18 protein-coding genes are annotated in these 18322 nt (G+C 62.9%); 10 read left to right on the forward strand and 8 right to left on the reverse strand.

Annotation, left to right across the window (positions count from 1 at the left end):
* Positions 1-78: 78 nt before the first annotated feature.
* The 3 genes from ABIE32_RS05195 to ABIE32_RS05205 form a co-directional block, all read right to left on the reverse strand.
* Complete coding sequence (locus ABIE32_RS05195; RefSeq protein WP_224152118.1) at positions 79-465, reverse strand: VOC family protein; 387 nt, start codon at positions 463-465, stop codon at positions 79-81.
* An 89-nt stretch (positions 466-554) separates the two neighbouring features.
* Positions 555-1376: a DUF899 domain-containing protein gene (locus ABIE32_RS05200; protein ID WP_429014512.1), complete on the reverse strand. Its 822-nt coding sequence runs from the start codon at positions 1374-1376 to the stop codon at positions 555-557.
* A gap of 32 nt (positions 1377-1408) precedes the next feature.
* Positions 1409-1855, reverse strand: a complete 447-nt coding sequence (locus ABIE32_RS05205; RefSeq protein WP_429014514.1) for a VOC family protein — start codon at positions 1853-1855, stop codon at positions 1409-1411.
* Between the two features lie 192 nt (positions 1856-2047).
* Here ABIE32_RS05205 and ABIE32_RS05210 point away from each other — a divergent pair, with 192 nt between their 5' ends.
* Together ABIE32_RS05210 and ABIE32_RS05215 are read left to right on the forward strand one after the other, a co-directional pair.
* The gene (locus tag ABIE32_RS05210) at positions 2048-2674 is read left to right on the forward strand and encodes a TetR/AcrR family transcriptional regulator (RefSeq protein WP_224152121.1); all 627 of its coding nucleotides are present in this window, start codon (positions 2048-2050) and stop codon (positions 2672-2674) included.
* Between the two features lie 116 nt (positions 2675-2790).
* A complete protein-coding gene (locus ABIE32_RS05215) occupies positions 2791-3561 on the forward strand; it encodes an SIR2 family NAD-dependent protein deacylase (RefSeq protein ID WP_429014517.1) in 771 nt (256 codons plus the stop codon).
* 58 nt (positions 3562-3619) lie between these two features.
* On the opposite strand, the gene ABIE32_RS05220 is transcribed toward ABIE32_RS05215, so the two are convergent.
* On the reverse strand, positions 3620-4582 hold the full coding sequence (locus tag ABIE32_RS05220; protein ID WP_224152123.1) for an aldo/keto reductase: 963 nt from the start codon (positions 4580-4582) through the stop codon (positions 3620-3622).
* Between the two features lie 331 nt (positions 4583-4913).
* Between ABIE32_RS05220 and ABIE32_RS05225 the strand changes: the two genes are divergently transcribed.
* Positions 4914-5351, forward strand: coding sequence for a universal stress protein (locus ABIE32_RS05225; RefSeq protein ID WP_429014519.1), 438 nt, complete (start codon positions 4914-4916; stop codon positions 5349-5351).
* Positions 5352-5792: 441 nt separating this feature from the next.
* On the forward strand, positions 5793-6542 hold the full coding sequence (locus ABIE32_RS05230) for a 2OG-Fe dioxygenase family protein (RefSeq protein ID WP_377779391.1): 750 nt from the start codon (positions 5793-5795) through the stop codon (positions 6540-6542).
* Positions 6543-6633: 91 nt separating this feature from the next.
* On the opposite strand, the gene ABIE32_RS05235 is transcribed toward ABIE32_RS05230, so the two are convergent.
* Positions 6634-7620 (reverse strand): Bug family tripartite tricarboxylate transporter substrate binding protein, encoded by a 987-nt coding sequence (locus ABIE32_RS05235; RefSeq protein WP_224152126.1) that lies wholly within the window; start codon positions 7618-7620, stop codon positions 6634-6636.
* A gap of 274 nt (positions 7621-7894) precedes the next feature.
* Between ABIE32_RS05235 and ABIE32_RS05240 the strand changes: the two genes are divergently transcribed.
* Positions 7895-8449 (forward strand): peroxiredoxin, encoded by a 555-nt coding sequence (locus tag ABIE32_RS05240; RefSeq protein ID WP_429014521.1) that lies wholly within the window; start codon positions 7895-7897, stop codon positions 8447-8449.
* Positions 8450-8562: 113 nt separating this feature from the next.
* Here ABIE32_RS05240 and ABIE32_RS05245 read toward each other — a convergent pair whose 3' ends face one another.
* Positions 8563-10809 carry a heavy metal translocating P-type ATPase gene (locus tag ABIE32_RS05245; protein ID WP_429014522.1) on the reverse strand — a complete coding sequence of 749 codons (2247 nt, stop codon included), beginning with the start codon at positions 10807-10809 and terminating at the stop codon, positions 8563-8565.
* Positions 10810-10849: 40 nt separating this feature from the next.
* On the opposite strand from ABIE32_RS05245, the gene ABIE32_RS05250 reads away from it, so the two are divergent.
* From ABIE32_RS05250 to ABIE32_RS05260, 3 genes are all read left to right on the forward strand, one after another.
* The gene (locus ABIE32_RS05250) at positions 10850-11311 is read left to right on the forward strand and encodes a Cd(II)/Pb(II)-responsive transcriptional regulator (RefSeq protein WP_429014524.1); all 462 of its coding nucleotides are present in this window, start codon (positions 10850-10852) and stop codon (positions 11309-11311) included.
* Between the two features lie 198 nt (positions 11312-11509).
* Complete coding sequence (locus ABIE32_RS05255; RefSeq protein WP_224152130.1) at positions 11510-12325, forward strand: MlaE family ABC transporter permease; 816 nt, start codon at positions 11510-11512, stop codon at positions 12323-12325.
* Between the two features lie 78 nt (positions 12326-12403).
* Positions 12404-12835, forward strand: coding sequence for a helix-turn-helix domain-containing protein (locus ABIE32_RS05260; RefSeq protein WP_224152131.1), 432 nt, complete (start codon positions 12404-12406; stop codon positions 12833-12835).
* 46 nt (positions 12836-12881) lie between these two features.
* Here ABIE32_RS05260 and metE read toward each other — a convergent pair whose 3' ends face one another.
* Entirely contained in the window at positions 12882-15239 is a 2358-nt protein-coding gene (gene metE / locus ABIE32_RS05265) for a 5-methyltetrahydropteroyltriglutamate--homocysteine S-methyltransferase (RefSeq protein ID WP_429014526.1), read from the reverse strand.
* A gap of 136 nt (positions 15240-15375) precedes the next feature.
* On the opposite strand from metE, the gene ABIE32_RS05270 reads away from it, so the two are divergent.
* Positions 15376-16269 carry a LysR family transcriptional regulator gene (locus ABIE32_RS05270; RefSeq protein WP_429014528.1) on the forward strand — a complete coding sequence of 298 codons (894 nt, stop codon included), beginning with the start codon at positions 15376-15378 and terminating at the stop codon, positions 16267-16269.
* A 32-nt stretch (positions 16270-16301) separates the two neighbouring features.
* On the opposite strand, the gene ABIE32_RS05275 is transcribed toward ABIE32_RS05270, so the two are convergent.
* Positions 16302-17516, reverse strand: a complete 1215-nt coding sequence (locus ABIE32_RS05275) for an MFS transporter (protein WP_429014529.1) — start codon at positions 17514-17516, stop codon at positions 16302-16304.
* Between the two features lie 147 nt (positions 17517-17663).
* On the opposite strand from ABIE32_RS05275, the gene ABIE32_RS05280 reads away from it, so the two are divergent.
* Positions 17664-18266, forward strand: a complete 603-nt coding sequence (locus ABIE32_RS05280) for a TetR/AcrR family transcriptional regulator (RefSeq protein ID WP_429014530.1) — start codon at positions 17664-17666, stop codon at positions 18264-18266.
* Positions 18267-18322: the final 56 nt, after the last annotated feature.

Genomic DNA, 18322 nt, shown 5'->3' on the forward strand with positions numbered 1-18322 from the left:
AAAGGGGTTGAAGAGGGGCGAGGCGTAATCGGAAGGCCGCCTGTGGTCGTGATGGCCATGAGGCAGCCAAGCGATCGTCTACTTCATGGAATGCAGGCCAATCATGTTGCCCTCGGTATCGAGGATGATGGCGCAGTGGCCGTATTCGCCAATCGCAAACTTGCCCTGGTGCACCTTTCCGCCAGCCTTCTCGACCCGGGCTTGCTCCACGGCGCAATCGTCACACCCAAAGTACACCATGGTGCCGCCGCCTCCGGGTGAAACGCCATCCATCTTGACCAGCGTTCCACCAGCGCCGCCGGTGTTCATGTCATTGGGAAACGCCAGCATCTGCATGCCACTGGCGCCACCCGAGGGGGCTGGCAGCGGCTCCAGCCGGGTCTGGAATACTGCTTCGTAGAAGGTCTTGGCACGCGCCATGTCACTGACGTATATCTCGAACCAGACAACGGGATTGGGTTTCATCGTGAACTCCTGAATCAATGAAGGAACTGGCACGGTAAAGCAGTACTAACGCTGTATGAAGGCCGTACCGTGCCGTCTGAATGAGAGCCTCAGCCTTTCGCGCAGGAGCAGCATGCTGCAGCCGGCTGGGCGTCATAGTCGTCATGGCGGCGCCACCAGTATTCCTGCTCGTTGCGCCCCAGGGGGGCGCGGTCGAGCCAGGTGTAGACGCTCCAGAGCGCATCCAGCCCCCGGGAATAGGCCGAATAGGTGTGGAACACCTCGCCATCCTGCATGGCAAAGGCGCTCATGCCCGGGCGCTCGCGCGCATAGGAGGCAACGTCCGTGCTGGCCGATGAGGCACCGCGAGAGGCGCCATCGGGCGTGGCGCGGCTGGGAATGGATGCATCGTCAATCGCTGCACGCGGCACCGGTGGCTCAGCCTGGTAGTTGTAGACGATGCCCGACTCCTGCTGCTCGGGCGTGAACGAAGCGCCAAAGTCGAAATTGAAATCGCTGCCCGACGACGAAGCCCACGGAAAATGCCAGCCCATGCGCTCACGGTAGCCCAGCAAAGCAGCCAGCGGCGCGCGCGACACAGCCCAGAACGCCACATCATGGTTCTGCAGATGCGTCTGGGTGCCGTTGAAGCCATCGGCAATGGCCGAGCAGGAGGGGCACCCGGCCTGGTAGCTGGGTCCGAACATGAAGTGGTAGACCAGAAGCTGCGAGCGTCCGCCAAACAGATCGATCAGCGATGCAGAACCTTGCTCGGTGTCAAAGCGGTAGTCCTTGTCGATGCGAACCCAGGGCAGCGCAGCGCGCTTGCGGGCCAGTTCATCCGATTGGCGTGTCAGTGCCTTTTCTTCTGCGAGCAAGGCCAGTCTTTCGCTCAGCCATTGCTCACGCGATGCAGTGCGGTGCGGGGTCATGTCGGGCCTCCAGGCGGAAAGGGCAGTGCCGCTCAGGCCGCCACGTTCACCATCCAGGGGGTGCCGAAGCGATCGGTCACCATGCCAAAGCCGGGCGACCAGAAGGTCGCTTCAAAAGGCATGGCGACCTGGCCGCCCTGGGTCAGGCCATCGAACACGCGCTTGCCTTCGGCCACCGACTCGACGCTGATCGAAACCCAAAGGCCCTGGGGCTTCTGGTAGCCGCCGCCACAGCCTTCGGCACCTTGGCCGGGCATGGCCGGCATGGTGTCCGAAGCCATGATGGACTGCGCGCCCACCTGCAGCATGGCATGCATCACGCGGTTCTTGGCAGACTCGGGCAGTGGGGGCATGCCTTCATGGGCCGGCATTTCGCCAAAGGTGGACTGGTGCACGATCTGGCCGCCAAACAGCTTGGCGTAGAAGGCCATGGCTTCTGCACAGTTACCATCGAAATTGAGATAGGGAATGAATTGCACGGTCTCTCTCCTGGGTGGAAATTTTGCTCGCAAAGACTGCAAACAAAGGTTGATGTGGACGCTGTACACACATTTTGCAGCTTAAAATGAACAGTGTCCACATTTATTTCCAAACAGGCGGTTTCGGGGTGTAAGCAGTCGTTTTTTCGACATTCCCCGTTGTACAACCGCTTGATGACCGATTGACTGCGAATGAGTCCGAGAGAGAGATACCACCACGGAGATTTACGCCAGGCGATGGTGGCGGCGGGGTTGGCGCTGGCGCGCGAAGGCGGCCCCCAGGCCGTTGTCTTGCGTGAAGTCAGCAGGCTGACGGGCGTGGCGCCCAATGCGGCCTACCGTCACTTTGCCAACCACCTGGCCTTGTTTGAGGCGGTGCGCGCCGCTGCCCTGGGGGCGCTGGCCCAGGCGATAGAGCAGGAGATGAAGGTTGCCGAGCAGATGCCTGACGCGGTTGTGCGTGCGCGCGGTCTGCTGGCAGCCGTAGGGCGGGGCTATCTGCGCTTTGCAGAAGCCGAGACAGGCTGGTTCCGTACCGCGTTTGCCGCCGGTGCCTTTGATGTGGAAGTACCGCCAGACCCTAGCCGCACGGCAGACAAGGGCCTCAACCCGTATGAGTTGCTGAGCTATGCACTCGATGCCATGGCAGCCGCTGGCGTACTGCCGCCAGAGCGCAGGCCGGGGGCAGAGTTTCTCGCCTGGTCCACGGTGCACGGCATGGCGATGCTCAGCATCGATGGGCCATTGCGCGGTGCCACGCCAGAGCAGCGCAAGGCTTTGGGGATCCGGCTTCTGGCCATGGTGGAAAAGGGCATCTAAGAACGTGTTTATGATCTCTATGCAGCCGCGTTGGAGTGCAATCCTCGATGCCGCAGCGTCGCCGTCGTGCATTGCACATGCCGTATGCTGGCTCCCCGTTTTTCACGCTTTCCAGCATGCCAGCTGCTCCTAGCCATACCTCCTTGCCACCTGCCGCCACCGACATCGCTCAGGTGGCCCAATGGATTGCGGATGCACGCCACCTGCTGGTACTGACGGGCGCGGGCGTGAGCGCCGAGTCGGGGGTACCCACTTTTCGCGATGCGCAGACGGGTTTCTGGGCACAGTTCAGCCCCGAAGAGATGGCGAGTGAAGCGGGCTATCTGGCCCATCCGCAACGGGTGTGGGATTGGTACCAGTACCGCCGCCGGCTGGTGGCCGAAGTGGCGCCCAATGCGGGCCACTTCGCACTGGCGCAGTGGCAGGCGCAGCACTCCGAGCGCATCACCCTGGTGACGCAGAATGTAGACGGCCTGCACCAGCGCGCGGGCAGCAGTGCGGTTCTGTGCCTGCACGGCAACCTGATGGACAGCCGCTGGCTGCTTCCAGCCCGGCCCTGCTGCGACATGCGCTTTACCGAAGATGACGGCCCGCCCCAATGCCCTGGCTGCGGCAACTACCTGCGTCCTGCCGTGGTTTGGTTTGGCGAGAGCCTGCCGCATGCCGAACTGCAGCAGGCGCAGGATGCCGCCAAGGGCTGTGATGTGATGCTGGTGGTCGGCACCTCCGGCAATGTGTACCCAGCCGCCGGGCTGGCGCATATCGCCGCGCGCGGCGGTGCCCGTGTGGTCATCATCAACCCTCAGGCTACCGGGCTGGATCAGGTGGCCGATGTGCGGTTGCAAGGCACATCGGCGGAGCTACTGCCGCAACTGCTGAAGATTTAGAGAAAACCGGTCGCCAGCGCACAGCTGGTGCGCGCTATCAATCCTTTTTTGATAGCAATCAGGCTTCGGCGCTGGCGGCGTCCAGGCGGGCCATGGCGTCATTGTCGAGCTGCAGCTGGCTTGCCTTGATGAGCGATTGCATCTGCTGCATGTTGGAGGCACTGGCAATGGGCGATGCAATGCCGGGCTGGCGCATCACCCAGGCGACTGCAATTTCTCCAAGTTCGGCTCCCGTGCGTGCGCCCACCTCTTCCATGGCAGCCAGAATGCGCAGGCCGCGTTCATTGAGGTACAGGCTGGTGGTCTTGGCGCCGCGGGGGCTCTTGCTGGCATCTGCTGCCGTGCGGTACTTGCCTGTCAGAAAGCCCGCAGCCAGAGAATAGAAATTGATCACGCCCACGCCGTTTTGCACACACAGCGGCTGCAACTCTTTCTCGAACACGGCGCGGTCATACAGGTTGAAGAGGGGCTGCAGGCTTTCGTAGCGCGGCAGGCGATGCTTCTCGCTGGTCTGCAAGGCGTGGGCCAGGCGTGCGGCGCTGTAGTTGCTGGCACCGATTGCGCGAATCTTGCCTTGCTGAATGAGCTCGCAAAAGGTTCCCATCACATCTTCGATCGGCACATTGGGGTCATCGTCATGCGTCTGGTATAGATCGATGTAATCGGTCTGCAGGCGCTTGAGCGAAGCATCAACGGCCTGGCGGATGTAGTCGGGGTGCAGACCAACCTTGCCTTCGCCCATTTCCTTGCCTACCTTGGTGGCCAGCACGAGCTGGTGGCGCTTGCCCGATTTGCGCAGCCATTTGCCAATGACCGTCTCGGACTCACCGCCCTGGTGGCCAGGGGCCCAGCGCGAATACACATCGGCGGTATCGACAAAGTTCATGCCCGCGTCGAGCCAGGCATCCAGCAGGCTGAAGCTGGTGGATTCATCGGCTGTCCAGCCAAACACATTGCCGCCAAAACACAGGGGCGAAACTTGAAGGGGAGAGCGGCCCAGGGGGCGCAGGGTGGTGGACATGAACGGCCTTTTTGTATGAAGGAGGGGTGGGTGCCATTGCAGCATCGGAACCCGGTGTGCTGACATTATGGAGAGGCGCCTTGCATTGGCAATCAAGTGCATGACAGCGAGCACGCCAGGACTGTCGAGCGCCACGATGTTCTACATCGCTGCACCGTGAGTGCGCGCGATGGGCAGGCTTCGGTCATTGTGAATCGCTTACTTTTGACGCAGCGCAGACAGCTGCAATCACCGTACGTCCGTCCATTGTTTCCTGCGTTCCAAGTTTGCCCTGCCCTCTGAATTGCGGTACAACCGATAACAAGCGCAACAACTAGAAGGAGTAGATGCCATGTTCAAACACATTCTGGTTCCGGTCGATGGCTCACCCACATCGATGCTGGCAGTCAACAAGGCTGCAGGGCTTGCCAAGGTGTTCGGCAGCCAGGTCACTGCTGTCTATGTGATCGACCCCTACCCATTCACCGGCGTGGGCGCCGATTTCGCCTATGGCCAGGCGCAATATCTGTCCGCTGCAACGGCCGATGCGCATGCAGCGCTCGACAGCGTCAAATCTGCCATGGAGCAAGCGGGTATCCCGGTCGATACCGTCATGGGCGAAGGCCACTCGGTGCATGACGGCATCATGGAAGCCGCCAAGACAACCGGTGCCGATCTGATCGTGATGGGCTCCCACGGCCGCCGGGGTCTGGAAAAGCTGGTGCTGGGCAGCGTGACGCAACGTGTGCTCGGTGACAGTCTTATCCCGGTGCTGGTGGTGCGCCAGTAAGCGCTTGCGGCGCATCGCCCTGCGCATGGATGCTGCGGCGAGGCTAGCGCGCTCTATACCAGAAAGGCCCCCTTGAGGGGCCTTTTTTACGTCCAAGCCGTTGCATTATTGATTTCAGTTAATAAAAAACCGTGTCAATTATTAATAATTGTTAACCCATCCCTTGAATTTCCATAAAATCAATACCGTTGGGGGCAAAGAGGCAGAAGCGCATGGATCTTGGGCTTCTGCAAGCCTGTATTCGAAGCAGCAGGGTCTGCAAAGATGAAATGCAAGCAGGGTGTCTTGCCGGGCTGCCAAACACTTCAGCGGAGGGAGGGCTCCGCGTGGGGCTGCGTGTGTGCGCAGCCCCACATTTTTATGTGAAGGCCGGAAAACACCATCGTGGTGCAATGCCATTGTGTGAAGCCTAAGCTCCTCGCATTCTGAAGAAGAACCAACATGCAAGCCTTTCCTCCTCCTTATTGCGACGCGCAAAGCGTAGACAGCACCTTGCGTGCATACGGTTATGCAGTGCTCAGCCCTGCCACCGTTGCGCAATGGGCGCAGTGTGATGGCGAGTTGCTGCCCCAGCTGGCTGACAGCTGGAATGGCATGCCGGACGACGCCTACCTGAAGGATGGTGGGCGCTATCGCAAGCGCCGCCATTCCTGCTATGTGGTGCAATCGGGCGCCGTGCACACCGTGGCGCACCGGGCGCACTGGCAGCCAGTGCAGTACAACGCCTTGCATGGCGGCATGCAGCGCTGGTTCGAGCCGGTGTTGCCTGCCACCAATGACAACCCCGCCTGGACACAGTTGCTGCTGGCGCTGGGACGCACTTCCAATGCACTGTTTGGTACCGGGGCAGAGGAAGCCTGGTACACCGAGGCGCACCAGTTCCGCATTGACACCACTGACGGCATTGGCCGTCCGACGCCGGAGGGTGCGCATCGCGATGGCGTCGATCTGGTGGCAGTGTTCCTGGTGGGGCGCACCAATATCAAGGGCGGCGAAACCCGTGTGTTCGATGCCACCGGCCCGCAAGGCCTGCGCTTTACCCTGACCGAGCCCTGGTCGCTGATGCTGCTCGATGACGCCCGCATGATCCACGAGAGCACGCCCATTCAGCCGTTGGATGAATCGGGAGGCCACCGCGACACGCTGGTGGTGACCTTGCGGCGCCGGGCCTTTCAGGGCGATGACGCCTGAGCCTGCCTGCGCTTTTTTTGCAATCTAGAAAAAAGGCTGCCCGCGCTTGTGTACCAAGCGCGGGCAGCTATCTATTGGGAAGCAATCGGTTTTACTGGATCGCTGCGCCCGACGATTCGACGATGGCCTTGGAATCCTTGAAATCCTGGTGGAAGAACTTGTCGAAATCAGCCACCGACATGGCCTGAGGCTCGGCACCCTGAGCCTGGATGGCTTCCTGCACGCTCTTGTCGGCCAGGAGCTTGTTCACCTCGGTGTTCAGCTTGGTGACGATGGGCGCGGGCAGGTTCCTGGGGCCGAACAGGCCGTACCAGGTGCTCACGTCAAAGCCCTTCATACCCAGCTCGGCCACGGTAGGCACATCGGGCAGCGACGAGCTGCGCTTGGCAGAGGTGACGGCGAGCGGGCGCAGTTTGCCAGCCTTGATCTGGCCGATGGCGGATGGCACCGATGACACCAGCAGATCGACATTGCCCGACAGGGTGTCGACCAGGGCCGGGTTGGAGCCCTTGTACGGCACGTGGGTCAGCTTCACGCCCGCAGCCTTTTCAAACAACACGCCCGCAATGTGGATGCTGGTGCCATTGCCGGGCGAGCCGTAGGTGATCTTGCCCGGGTCAGCCTTGGCTGCAGCGATCACGTCGTTCAAGGTCTTGAACTTGCTGGTTTCCGCCGTGGCGATGATGACAGGCGAGTAGGCCACGTGGGCAATCGGCGTCAGATCCTTGGAAGGGTTCCAGGGCAGGCCCTTGTACAGGTAGTAGCCCAGCACCACGTTGTCCTTCTGGCCCATCACGATGTCATAGCCGGTAGGCTGGGCCTTGGTGGCTTCGGTGATGCCGATGGTGCCGCCCGCGCCTGCGCGGTTGTCGGCCACCACGGTCCAGTGGTTGTGCTCGGTCAGCTTCTGCGCAATGATGCGCGAGAGGATGTCGGTGCCGCCGCCCGGTGGGAAGGGCACGATCATGCGCACCGGCTTGCTGCCGGGGTAGTCACTGGCGGGGGCTTGGGCATGGGCCACGGCAGCGGCACTCAGGGCCACGGCCACAGCGCCACAACGCAGAACTTGTTGGATCATCGGGTTTGTCTCCTGTAAAAATCACACCATCGCATGCCGCAGGCGAGTTGCAAGGTGTGGGAGGGTATATATGCGGTCAATGCGGTGATGATGCATGCCATCACGCCAAGTTGCGTATTCTATGGGTTTGTGACCGTTGGGTGACTTCGCTGCGGCGAACCTGTGATGCAATGGCTACGGAGGGTGCGCGAAAAGCGCGCTGACCGTGCTGCCTAAATACGAAGGCCGCATCAAAGGCTGCGGCTTGGTGCAAACAGTACGGAAAGGATGGACGATGGCTTTCAAGATGATTTCAGCAGTGCTTGCCACAACCGGCATGCTGTGGCTGGCTGCACCGGCACATGCCGCGTTGGCGGTGGGGGCCACGGCGCCTGTCTTTACTACGCAGTCGGCCCTGGCGGGCAAGGCGCAACCGTTTGACATGGCCGCTGCGCTCAAGGGTGGGCCGGTGGTGCTGTACTTCTTTCCCAAGGCGTTCACGCAGGGCTGCACCGTGGAGGCCCATGCCTTTGCCGAGGCGACGCCGCAATTTGCCGCCTCGGGTGCGCGGGTGGTGGGTATATCGCATGACGATATCGCCACCTTGCAGAAATTCTCGACCGAGGCCTGCCGCGATCAGTTTGTCGTGGCGTCTGATCCGGACGCAAAGACCATCCAGGCCTACGATGCAGGATCGGCCGCACGCCCAGGCACGGCATCGCGCATCTCGTATGTGATTGCGCCCAATGGCAAGGTGTTGTTCATGCACGAAGGCAGCGATCCGATCGAGCATGTACAGCAGACCCTCAAAGCCGTGCAGCAGTGGAAGGCTGCGCACAGGCAGCCTTGAGACGCCGACCGGCGCTCTTGCCGATTGTTCAGTTATGCATGTGGCGGTGATAACGCCAAAAACAAAGCGCGGATACTTCCGCGCTTTTTCTTAAGGTGCTCCCGAGGGATGCCTTACTGGGCAAAGCCCTTCCACAACCGCAGGCGCAGGCCATTGGCCACGACCAGAAGGCTCACGCCCATGTCGGCCACCACGGCCATCCACATGCTGGCATTGCCCGTCAGTGCCAGTACAAAGAACACCACCTTCACTCCCAGCGCCAGGGTGATGTTCTGCCACAGCACGCCGTGGGCATGGCGCGACAGCGCAACGGTCTGCGGAATGCGGCGCAGGTCGTCGTTCATCAGCACCACATCGGCGGTTTCCATCGCCATGTCGGTGGCGTGGGTGCCACCCATGGCAAAAGCCAGGTCTGCCTTGGCAAGGGCCGGGGCATCGTTGATGCCGTCGCCCACCATGGCGGTCGGGCCGGTGCTGGTTTGCATCTCGCCGAGGATGCGCAATTTGTCTTCTGGCAGCAGATTGCCCTGCGCCTGCGAGATACCGGCCTGCGATGCGATGGTGGCCACGGTGGTGCCGTTGTCGCCGCTGAGCACCACGGGCTGCACGCCCACCGTCTGCAGCTGGCGCACGGCCTCGGGCGCCTGTGCACGCAGCGGGTCGGCGACGGCGAAGATGGCGTGTACCGAGCGCTCATCGGCGAGCAGTGTGACGGTATGGCCTTGCTGCTCGTGGCGTTGCAGCGCTTCTTCCAGGGTTTCGCTGGCAATGCCCATTTCGCGCATCAGGCGGAGATTGCCCAGCACATAGCGCGAACCGTCAACGGTACCAGCCATTCCCCGGCCCGGTAGCGCCTCTACATCCTGCGTATTGTGGCTGGAGGTGTGGGCGAAGGATGATTCCAGCCCATTTGTAATGGCGCGCGAGACCGGGTGGTCGGAGCGGCTTGCCAGTTGCCAGGCGATGCGCTCCTCTTCACCCGAGGGCAGGTTGCCCCACACCTGAACCCCCATCAATTGGGGTTGTCCTGTGGTCAGGGTGCCGGTCTTGTCCATGGCAATGGCGCGCAGGTTGCGGGCACCTTCCAGTGCGCTGCCGCCCTTGATCAGCACGCCATTCTTGGCTGCAACGGTGAGGGCGCTCACCACCGTAACCGGCGTGGAGATAACCAGCGCGCAAGGGCAGGCAATCACCAGGAGCGCCAGAGCCTGGTAGATGGACTGTGTCCAGGTCCAGCCCATGGCGAACGGGGCGATCACGGCCAGCGCAATGCCCAGCAGCAGCACGATAGGCGTGTAGATGGCGGCAAAGCGGTCCACAAAGCGCTGCGTGGGCGCCTTGGAGGCCTGGGCTTCCTCCACCGCGCGCACGATGCGGCTGATCAGGCTTTGCTCGGGGGCAGCGTCCACACGCATCTGCAGCTCGCCTTGCTGGTTGACGCTGCCTGCATACAAAGGGTCGCCCACGGATTTTTCTGCTAGCGCGCTTTCGCCGGTGATGGGCGCCTGGTCGACCGCGCTCTGGCCCTGGGTGATTGTTCCGTCCAGCGGAACGCGTGCACCTGGTGCAATGCGCACCACCGAGCCCATGGGCACATCGGCGGCCAGCATGCGCTGCGTGCTGCCGTCGGGCTGCAGTACATCGGCCTCTTGCGGAGCGAGGTTCAGCAGGTCGCGGATGGCATTGCGTGCACGGTCCATGGCCATGTCTTCAATGCGTTCGGCAGCGGCATACAGCGCCATCACCATGGCCGCTTCAGGCCATTGGCCGATGATGAAGGCGCCAGTGACGGCAACCGCCATCAGTGCGTGGATGCCCAGCTTGAGCTGCAGCAGGCCCTTGATGCCGGCTTTGTAGACCCCGAGGCCTGAAAGTGCAATGGCCACCAGGGCCAGCGCCATTCCGCCATAGTGCAGCACGTTGTAGTTGGCGCTGCCGGGCTCGCCGCTGGCCCAATGAAAGGCTTCGGCCGCCACGGCTGCTACGAGGGCCGCGCCGATGCGGCCCCAACCGGGCAGGGCACCGTGGTCGTGGCCATGGTCATCGCCGCCTTCACTGGCGTGGTCATGGCTCTCGTGGTTGTGTGCATTGGCCTGCGCTGCCTTGCGCTTGCCAAAGCTGAGGTCGATGGTGCCGCAGTCGCAGCACCCCGCAACACCCTTGGCGGGCGTGCAGTTGCCAGCCGCAGCGCTGGTGACGGACGGGCCGTGGTGCCCATGCGCCTGGTGATCATGCCGGTGGGCATGGCCCTGTTCGCCGGTATGCGTGTGGGCGTGTGAATGGGTGTGCGCATTGGCGCGCGAAGAGGAGTCCGAGTGGAGATCCAAATGGGCAGGGGCTGTCAGGTTTTTATCGCTCATGCGAAGATTGGAAACCTTAAAGTCACTTCAAAGTCAAGCCATGGTTGCAACCGGCGTACTCTACAAAATCGGCGAAGCGGCTACGCGCTCGGGCGTGTCGGCCGCCAATATCCGTTATTACGAGAAAGAAGGCCTGCTCAGCGCTGGCGCCAGAAGCGAGAGCAGCTATCGTTTGTATAGCGATGCAGAGATTCACCAACTGCGCTTCATCCGCCTGTGCCGGGCCATGGACATGTCCCTGGACGAAGTGCGTTCTTTGCTCGCCCTCGATTGGCACAGTACGGAAGACTGCACCGCCGCCCGCACGACGGTAGATGCGCACCTGCACCATGTGCGCGAGCGCCTGCAGGAGTTGCAGACCCTGGAGAAGGAGCTGGTCGCCCTCAGGGATTGCTGCGATGGCCACTCTGGCGTGTGCCGCACCATCGAGGCATTGCACCGGCGTGCCGATACGCAGGACCTGGGAGCCACCGTAGGCTCAGCCGTCAAGCGGCATGTCTGACGCGGTGCCGTTGCCGCGCATTGGTTGGATAGAAATTTGCTATTAAATATATAGCTTATCGCCTGGTATGGGTGGGCGTTGAATGTCTGCAGCGCCTGGGTTCTATACGGCGCTGGCATGGCTCACCGGGATCTGCAGGGTGTGGGTGGAGATGGCGCCCGGGTTGGCCAGCCCTGTTCATGGCCTATGATTCTTCGTATGTTGGCAAGCCTGCTTCAACCCCAATGGCCCCACCGCCTCTGGCGCACCGCGCAGCGCTGGGTGGTGGCCTGGTCGCGCATCGTGTACCTGGGCGCCGTCGTGCTGGTGATGCTGCTCACGCCCAGCAGCTACGGCGCAGTGACCCGCGCGCGGCTTTTGCGACGCATGTATGTGGATACTGCTCCCATCCTGCTGGGGTTTACTGCGCTGGCCGCGCTGCTGTGCCTCGTGGTGGCGCGCATCGTCTTCGTGACCGCAACGAGCTACGGCCTCTCGCGCGTGGCCGTCGAGATGGTGATCCGCGTGCTGGTGCTGGAGTTGATTCCGCTCACCGCAGCGCTGTTTGTGGCCATGCGCTGCTCCATTCCGGCGGGCGCCACGCTGGCGCGTCTGCGTGAGAGCGGGCACTTTGACCGCTTGCGCGCGCAGGGGTTCGATCCGGTGCGCAGCGAGATGCTGCCGCTGGTGGTGGCCAGCATGTATGCATCCGTCACGCTCGCAGCGCTGTCCTGCGTGGTGTCGCTGGTCATGGTGTATTTCAGTGTCTATGGCTTCAGCCTGGTGGGGGTGGAGTTGTATACGCGCATGTTCGGCAATGTGTTCAGCCCCATGGTGACCTGGCTGTTCGCCCTCAAGACGCTGCTGTTCAGCCTGGCTGTCGCCTTGATACCCACGGCATCTGCCATGTATCGTCCCTATGGCATGCGCGATGAAGAGGTGCTGGGCCCGGAATCCGACCTTTCCGGACTGGCGCGCATGTTTGCCGTGCTGCTGCTGATTGAAGTTGCCTCCTTGCTCGGCAACTATTTTTGACGGGGTTTTGCGGGGCGTGCAAATGGGCTGGGGCTTGCACCATTTGCCAGACATTGGGGAGTTGCCGCAAAATGGCTCATGCCCAACATTGCTGCACTCCTCAAATCCGAGATCACGCGCGTGGCCCGCAAGGAAATCCGCGCAGAGATCGAATCCCTGCGCAAGGCGGTGAGCGCGCAACGCTCGGCCATTGCGGCACTCAAGCGCGAAATCGCCGAGGTGCGCAAGGTGGCCAGCAAAGGCGGGCAGGCGCCCAAGGCAGAGGCAGGCACGGGTGAGGCGGCAGAAGCTGGCATCCAGCGGCGCTTCAGTCCGTCGCGCCTGGCGGCGCACCGCCAGAAAATCGGGCTGTCTGCGGCGCAATATGGTGCCCTGGTTGGGGTAACAGGCCAAAGCATCTACAAGTACGAGCAGGGCAAGGCGCGGCCGCATGCCGCCACGGTGCGCAAGCTGTCAGAACTCAAGGAGCGCAGCAAGGCGCAGATTCTGGCTGGCCTGCAGGAGGGGTGAGCGAGCCAGCGGCAGCTTGCACTGCCGCCACACCCGCGCGGTACCGTCAGGCGGCTGCACTCACCACGTCCCTGTGATCCTGTGCCGCGCTGCGCAAAACCTTGGCTGCGGCCACCATCTGCGCCAGTGCCGGTAGTACCTCGCCCCATTGGCGTGTCTTGAGGCCGCAGTCGGGGTTGACCCAGAGGCGCTGCGCCGGAATGCGCTCTGCCGCTTTTTTCATGAGGCCCACGATGTGTTCCTGTGTCGGAATGTTGGGTGAATGGATGTCGTACACGCCGGGGCCGATCTCATTGGGATATTGAAAGTTCTCGAAGGCGTCGAGCAACTCCATGTCCGAGCGGGAGGTTTCGATGGTGATCACATCGGCATCCATGTCGGCAATCGACGCGATGATGTCGTTGAATTCTGAATAGCACATATGGGTGTGGATCTGCGTTTCGTCGCCCACGCCATTGGCGGTAATGCGGAAGGATTCCACGGCCCAGTGCAGGTACTGTTGCCACTGTGACTTGCGCAGCGGCAAGCCTTCGCGCAGAGCGGCCTCGTCGATCTGGATGATGCCCACACCGGCCTTTTCCAGGTCGAGCACTTCCTCGCGGATGGCCAGCGCCAGCTGGTAGCACGACTGCCAGCGTGGCTGGTCGTCGCGCACGAATGACCAGTTGAGAATGGTGACCGGGCCGGTCAGCATGCCCTTCATCGGGCGGTGGGTGAGCGACTGGGCAAACCGTGTCCATTCCACCGTCATCGCCTTGGGTCGGCTGATGTCGCCAAACAGGATCGGCGGCTTCACGCAGCGCGAACCATAGGACTGCACCCAGCCAAACTGGCTGAAGGCGTAGCCGTCGAGCTGTTCTCCAAAGTATTCGACCATGTCGTTGCGCTCGGCTTCGCCATGCACGAGCACGTCCAAATCCAGCGCTTCCTGTTCGCGCACGCTGCGCTTGATCTCGGCGCGCATGGCGGCCTGGTAGCCATCCTGATCGAGCCGACCTGCCTTGAATTCACTGCGCGCATGGCGGATTTCTGCGGTCTGCGGAAACGAGCCGATGGTGGTGGTGGGAAAGGTGGGCAAGCCAAGCCGGGCCGCCTGCCTGGCCGCACGCACGGGGTAGGCGCTTTGGCGCTGGCCCAGGGCTGTAGTGATCTGCGCCACGGCGGCGCGCACTGCAGGGTTGTGAACGCGGGGCGAATTACGCCGCGCCTGCAACGCCGCTGCGTTGGCTGCGAGCTCTGCCGCCACGGACGCTCGGCCCTCAGACAGCGCCTTGCCCAGCACGCGCAGTTCATCCAGCTTTTGCAGTGCGTAAGCGAGCCAGGATTTGACCTCGGCATCCAGCTTTTGTTCGCTGTCCAGATCCACAGGCACATGCAGCAGGGAGCAGGTGGGAGCAATCCACAGACGATCGCCCAACTGCTCGGCCAGCGGTTCCACCCAGTCGAGCACGGCGCCCAGATCGGTTTTCCAGATATTGCGGCCATTGATCACGCCCAGCGACAGCACCTTGTGGGGCGGCAGCAGCCCCAGCAGTTGCTGCACATCCCCCTGGCCCTGGATGGCGTCGATGTGCAGGCCTGCAACGGGCAGGTTGGCCGCTAGGTATTTGTTCTCGGCCAGGTCGCCAAAATAGGTGGTCAGCAGGAGCTTGGCCTTGCTGGCCTTGAGGTGGTGGTAGGCGGTGTTGAGGGCATGCTGCCAGTCGGCATCCAGCTCGGTCACCAGAATCGGCTCATCGATCTGCACCCATTCCACGCCCTGCGCGGCCAGCATGTCCAGCAGCTCGGCATAGACGGGCAGAATGCGCTCCAGCAGATCCAGCTTGCTGGAGCCGTCCTTGGCCTTGCCGATGGAGAGGTAAGTCACCGGGCCGATGATCACCGGCTTGGCGCGCACGCCCAGGGCGCGGGCCTCGGCCAATTGTTCCACGAGGCGCGTGGCATCAAGCTGGAACCGGGTGCCTGCCGTGAACTCGGGCACGATGTAGTGGTAGTTGGTATCAAACCACTTGGTCATCTCGCCGGCGGCCACGCCACCGCTGCAGCAGGCGGTGTGTTCTGCGTGGCCCCCCGTGGCAGAGCCGGAGGCTTCTGCGGTTGTTGCCGAGCGACCACGGGCGACGCGGAAGTAGTTGTCCAGTGCGTCGCCATGGAAGCCCTGTACCCGCTCGGGCAGGTTGCCCAGGGTGAAGCTCATGTCCAGCACCTGGTCGTAGAAGGAGAAATCGCCCACGGGCACCAGATCGAGCTCTTGCTGGCTGGCCCAGTGGTGTGCGCGCAGCTGGGCGCCCAGTGTCTTCAACTCGCTGCGCGAGGATTCGCCCCTCCAGTAGGACTCCAGCGCAAACTTGAGTTCGCGCCGCGCGCCGATGCGTGGAAAGCCGAGGTTGTGGATGGTGGTCATACAGATCTTCCGGTATCAATGAACAGGCCCTGCCTGTGAACGTGAGCACGTTCCGAGAGCGACGGACGCATCGTCTGGGATTTGATGTATGAAGTAAAATGGTTTTATTTCACATATCAATGAATTTTGTTCACTTATGCTGGAACGTATCCATCTCGCCATCGTTCAAGAGGTTGAAAAACAAGGCTCATTGACCGCCGCAGCCGATGTGCTGTGCGTGACCCAGTCGGCCCTCAGCCACAGCATGAAAAAGCTGGAAGGCCAGCTGGGCACCGCGATCTGGCTACGCGAAGGCCGCAGCCTGCGCCTGACGCAGGCCGGGCAGTACCTGCTGGCCGTGGCAGGGCGCGTGCTGCCACAGCTCGATCTGGCCGAAGCGCGCCTGCAGCAGTTTGCGCAGGGCGAGCGCGGCAGCCTGCGCATCGGCATGGAATGCCACCCGTGCTACCAGTGGCTGCTCAAGATCGTCTCTCCGTATCTGGCGGCGTGGCCGGATGTGGATGTGGACGTAAAGCAGAAATTCCAGTTCGGCGGCATTGGCGCGCTTTTTGGCTACGAGATCGACATGCTGGTCACGCCCGATCCCCTGTTCAAGCCCGGCCTGCACTTTGAGCCGGTGTTCGATTACGAACAGGTGCTGGTGGTGGCTGCCACGCACCCCTTGGCTGCTGCCAGCTACGTGCGCCCTGCCGATCTGGCGCGCGAAGTGCTGATCACCTACCCCGTTGCGGTGGACCGGCTCGACATCTATACCCAGTTTCTGCTGCCCAAGGGCATTACGCCCCGGCGCCACAAGACCATCGAGACCACCGACATCATGATGCAGATGGTGGCCAGCGGCCGTGGGGTGGCAGCGCTGCCGCGCTGGCTGGCGCTGGAATACGCGCAGAAGATGGCCGTGGTGCCACTGCGCCTGGGCGCCAAGGGCATCGCCAAGCAGATCTACCTGGGCGCACGAGAAGCCGATCTGCACATCGATTACCTGCAGGCCTTCATTGCGCTTGCGCGCCAACCGCTGGTAGCGGGGTGATACCCGCGGTCTGGCTCTTGGCCTGAAACCGGTCAGCCCGTGCAGGCAGCGTGCTCTGCAGGCGCTTCGTGACGGGCCAGGCGCCCCGCCTGCGCACCCCAGGCCCACATGGCCGCGCCCGCAACCAGCGCCACTACAAAGGACATCTGCGGGCCCAGGTGGTCGGTCACCCAGCCGGCGGCTGCCGCTCCCAGGGCCACGCCCATGGCCAGGCCCGTCAGCAGCCAGGTCATGCCCTCGGTCAGGCGGCTGGCTGCCACCTGCTGCTCCACCAGGCCCATGGCCACGGTGATCGTGGGCCCGAAGGTGATGCCGGCCAGCAGCACGGCCAGGGTCAGGGCCGTGAGGTTGCTGGCCAGCAGCAGCGGCACGGCCGTGATCGCCACCGAAGCACCCACCCAGACGATCTGGCGGTGGAGCGGCATCTGCAGGCGCAGGGCCCCGAACACCAGGCCCATCACGCAGGAACCCAGTGCGTAGAACGACAGCACCACGCTCGCCATGGCAGGCTGGCCGTGCTGAGTGGCAAAGGCCACGGCCGCCACATCGATGGTGCCCACGATGATGCCTTGGGCGAGCATGAACAGTGCGAGCGAACGCACCACGGGCTGGTGGCGCACCAGCGAACGCTGGCGTGCCTGCTGGTCGTGGGGAGTGACGGGGGGCTCGGTGCGGCGCTGCAGCACAAAGAGGGTGACGCCTGCCAGCAGCAACAGCGCGGCAGCCATGGGGCCTGCTTCGGGGAACAGCACCATGCTCAGTCCCACGGACAGTGGCGGGCCGATGATGAAGCACAGGTCATCCAGCACGGCTTCGAACGCATAGGCGGTCTGCAACTGCGGCGTGCCCCGGTACAGCACCGTCCAGCGCGCGCGCACCATGGCGGGCATGCTGGGCAGGCTCCCTACCAGCGCGGCCAGTAGCAGCAGCAGCCAGTCCGGCCCTTGCCAGTGGGCGCAGGCCAGCAGGGCGAACATGGCGCTGGCGCTGGTTGCAGCGGCCACGGGCAGCACCTTGCGCTGGCCGCGGCGATCCACCAGGGCGGAGATGCGTGGTGCCAGCACGGCAATCGACAGTGCAAAACAGGCCGCCACGGCGCCCGCCAGCGTATAGGCGCCGCGCTGTTGCGACAGCATGGTGATGAGGCCGATACCTGTCATCGACAAGGGCAGGCGGGCAATCAGGCCGGCCAGTACAAAACTGGCGGTGCCGGGCGCGGCAAACAGCTGGCGGTAGGCGTGAAACATCGAAACCTCGGTGCAGAAAAGACTCGGCGGCGGCAGCCGCAGCGCAGGGCGCATGAAAATACATACGCAGCGTATGTGAGTGATTCTACGCAAGACGGTGCCTCGACGTATCATTGGCATACGATTTGTATGTGAATGGAGTCCAGCATGCGCCAAAGCCGCGCCAGCATGATTGAGGCCACCCGCGCCAAACTGGTTGCGGCAGGCAGGCGTGCGTTTGCGGCGCAGGGGTATGCGCAGGCCTCGATGGACGAGCTGACCGCGCAGGCGGGGCTGACGCGTGGCGCGCTGTACCACCACTTTGGCGGCAAGCCTGGCCTGCTGGCGGCGGTGGTGGCGCAGATGGATGCCGAAATGGACGAGCGGCTCGAAGCCGTGCTGCAGGCCCATACCGATCCGTGGGAGGGCTTTCTGGCCTATTGCCGCGCCTATCTGGCCATGGCGCAGGAGGCGGAGATCCGCCGCATCGTGCTGCAGGATGCGCGCTCCGTCCTCACCGGCACGGACCAGGGTGAGCAGCACCGCAAGTGCATCCAGTTTGTTGCCAATTACCTGCAAGGGCTGATGGAGCAGGGCGTGATCGTTCGCGCAAGCCCCCAGGCGCTGGCCCGCGTGCTCAACGGCTGCCTCGTCGAAGCGGCATTCTGGATAGCGGAGGAAGGCGCACCTGCCTCACGTCTGGCCGACGCCATGCAGGCGCTGGAGTTGATGCTGCAGGGCTGGCGGCCACGCGGGGCGGCGCTGCCGTAGAAGCCGCCCCACGTGGTAGCTGACGGAGCGTAGTCTGCTATCGATAAGGGAGCGAA

The organism is Comamonas sp. 4034, assembly GCF_050434545.1.
Lineage (GTDB): Bacteria > Pseudomonadota > Gammaproteobacteria > Burkholderiales > Burkholderiaceae_C > Comamonas > Comamonas odontotermitis.

Coding starts and splice junctions, on each gene's coding strand:
- ABIE32_RS05230 (WP_377779391.1), top strand. CDS start 5,793: ATGCAAGCCTTTCCTCCTCCTTATTGCGACGCGCAAAGCGTAGACAGC.
- ABIE32_RS05255 (WP_224152130.1), top strand. CDS start 11,510: ATGTTGGCAAGCCTGCTTCAACCCCAATGGCCCCACCGCCTCTGGCGC.
- ABIE32_RS05220 (WP_224152123.1), bottom strand. CDS start 4,582: ATGTCCACCACCCTGCGCCCCCTGGGCCGCTCTCCCCTTCAAGTTTCG.
- metE (WP_429014526.1), bottom strand. CDS start 15,239: ATGACCACCATCCACAACCTCGGCTTTCCACGCATCGGCGCGCGGCGC.
- ABIE32_RS05210 (WP_224152121.1), top strand. CDS start 2,048: ATGAGTCCGAGAGAGAGATACCACCACGGAGATTTACGCCAGGCGATG.
- ABIE32_RS05225 (WP_429014519.1), top strand. CDS start 4,914: ATGTTCAAACACATTCTGGTTCCGGTCGATGGCTCACCCACATCGATG.
- ABIE32_RS05200 (WP_429014512.1), bottom strand. CDS start 1,376: ATGACCCCGCACCGCACTGCATCGCGTGAGCAATGGCTGAGCGAAAGA.
- ABIE32_RS05280 (WP_429014530.1), top strand. CDS start 17,664: ATGCGCCAAAGCCGCGCCAGCATGATTGAGGCCACCCGCGCCAAACTG.
- ABIE32_RS05195 (WP_224152118.1), bottom strand. CDS start 465: ATGAAACCCAATCCCGTTGTCTGGTTCGAGATATACGTCAGTGACATG.
- ABIE32_RS05270 (WP_429014528.1), top strand. CDS start 15,376: ATGCTGGAACGTATCCATCTCGCCATCGTTCAAGAGGTTGAAAAACAA.
- ABIE32_RS05250 (WP_429014524.1), top strand. CDS start 10,850: ATGGTTGCAACCGGCGTACTCTACAAAATCGGCGAAGCGGCTACGCGC.
- ABIE32_RS05240 (WP_429014521.1), top strand. CDS start 7,895: ATGGCTTTCAAGATGATTTCAGCAGTGCTTGCCACAACCGGCATGCTG.
- ABIE32_RS05245 (WP_429014522.1), bottom strand. CDS start 10,809: ATGAGCGATAAAAACCTGACAGCCCCTGCCCATTTGGATCTCCACTCG.
- ABIE32_RS05215 (WP_429014517.1), top strand. CDS start 2,791: ATGCCAGCTGCTCCTAGCCATACCTCCTTGCCACCTGCCGCCACCGAC.
- ABIE32_RS05275 (WP_429014529.1), bottom strand. CDS start 17,516: ATGTTTCACGCCTACCGCCAGCTGTTTGCCGCGCCCGGCACCGCCAGT.
- ABIE32_RS05260 (WP_224152131.1), top strand. CDS start 12,404: ATGCCCAACATTGCTGCACTCCTCAAATCCGAGATCACGCGCGTGGCC.
- ABIE32_RS05235 (WP_224152126.1), bottom strand. CDS start 7,620: ATGATCCAACAAGTTCTGCGTTGTGGCGCTGTGGCCGTGGCCCTGAGT.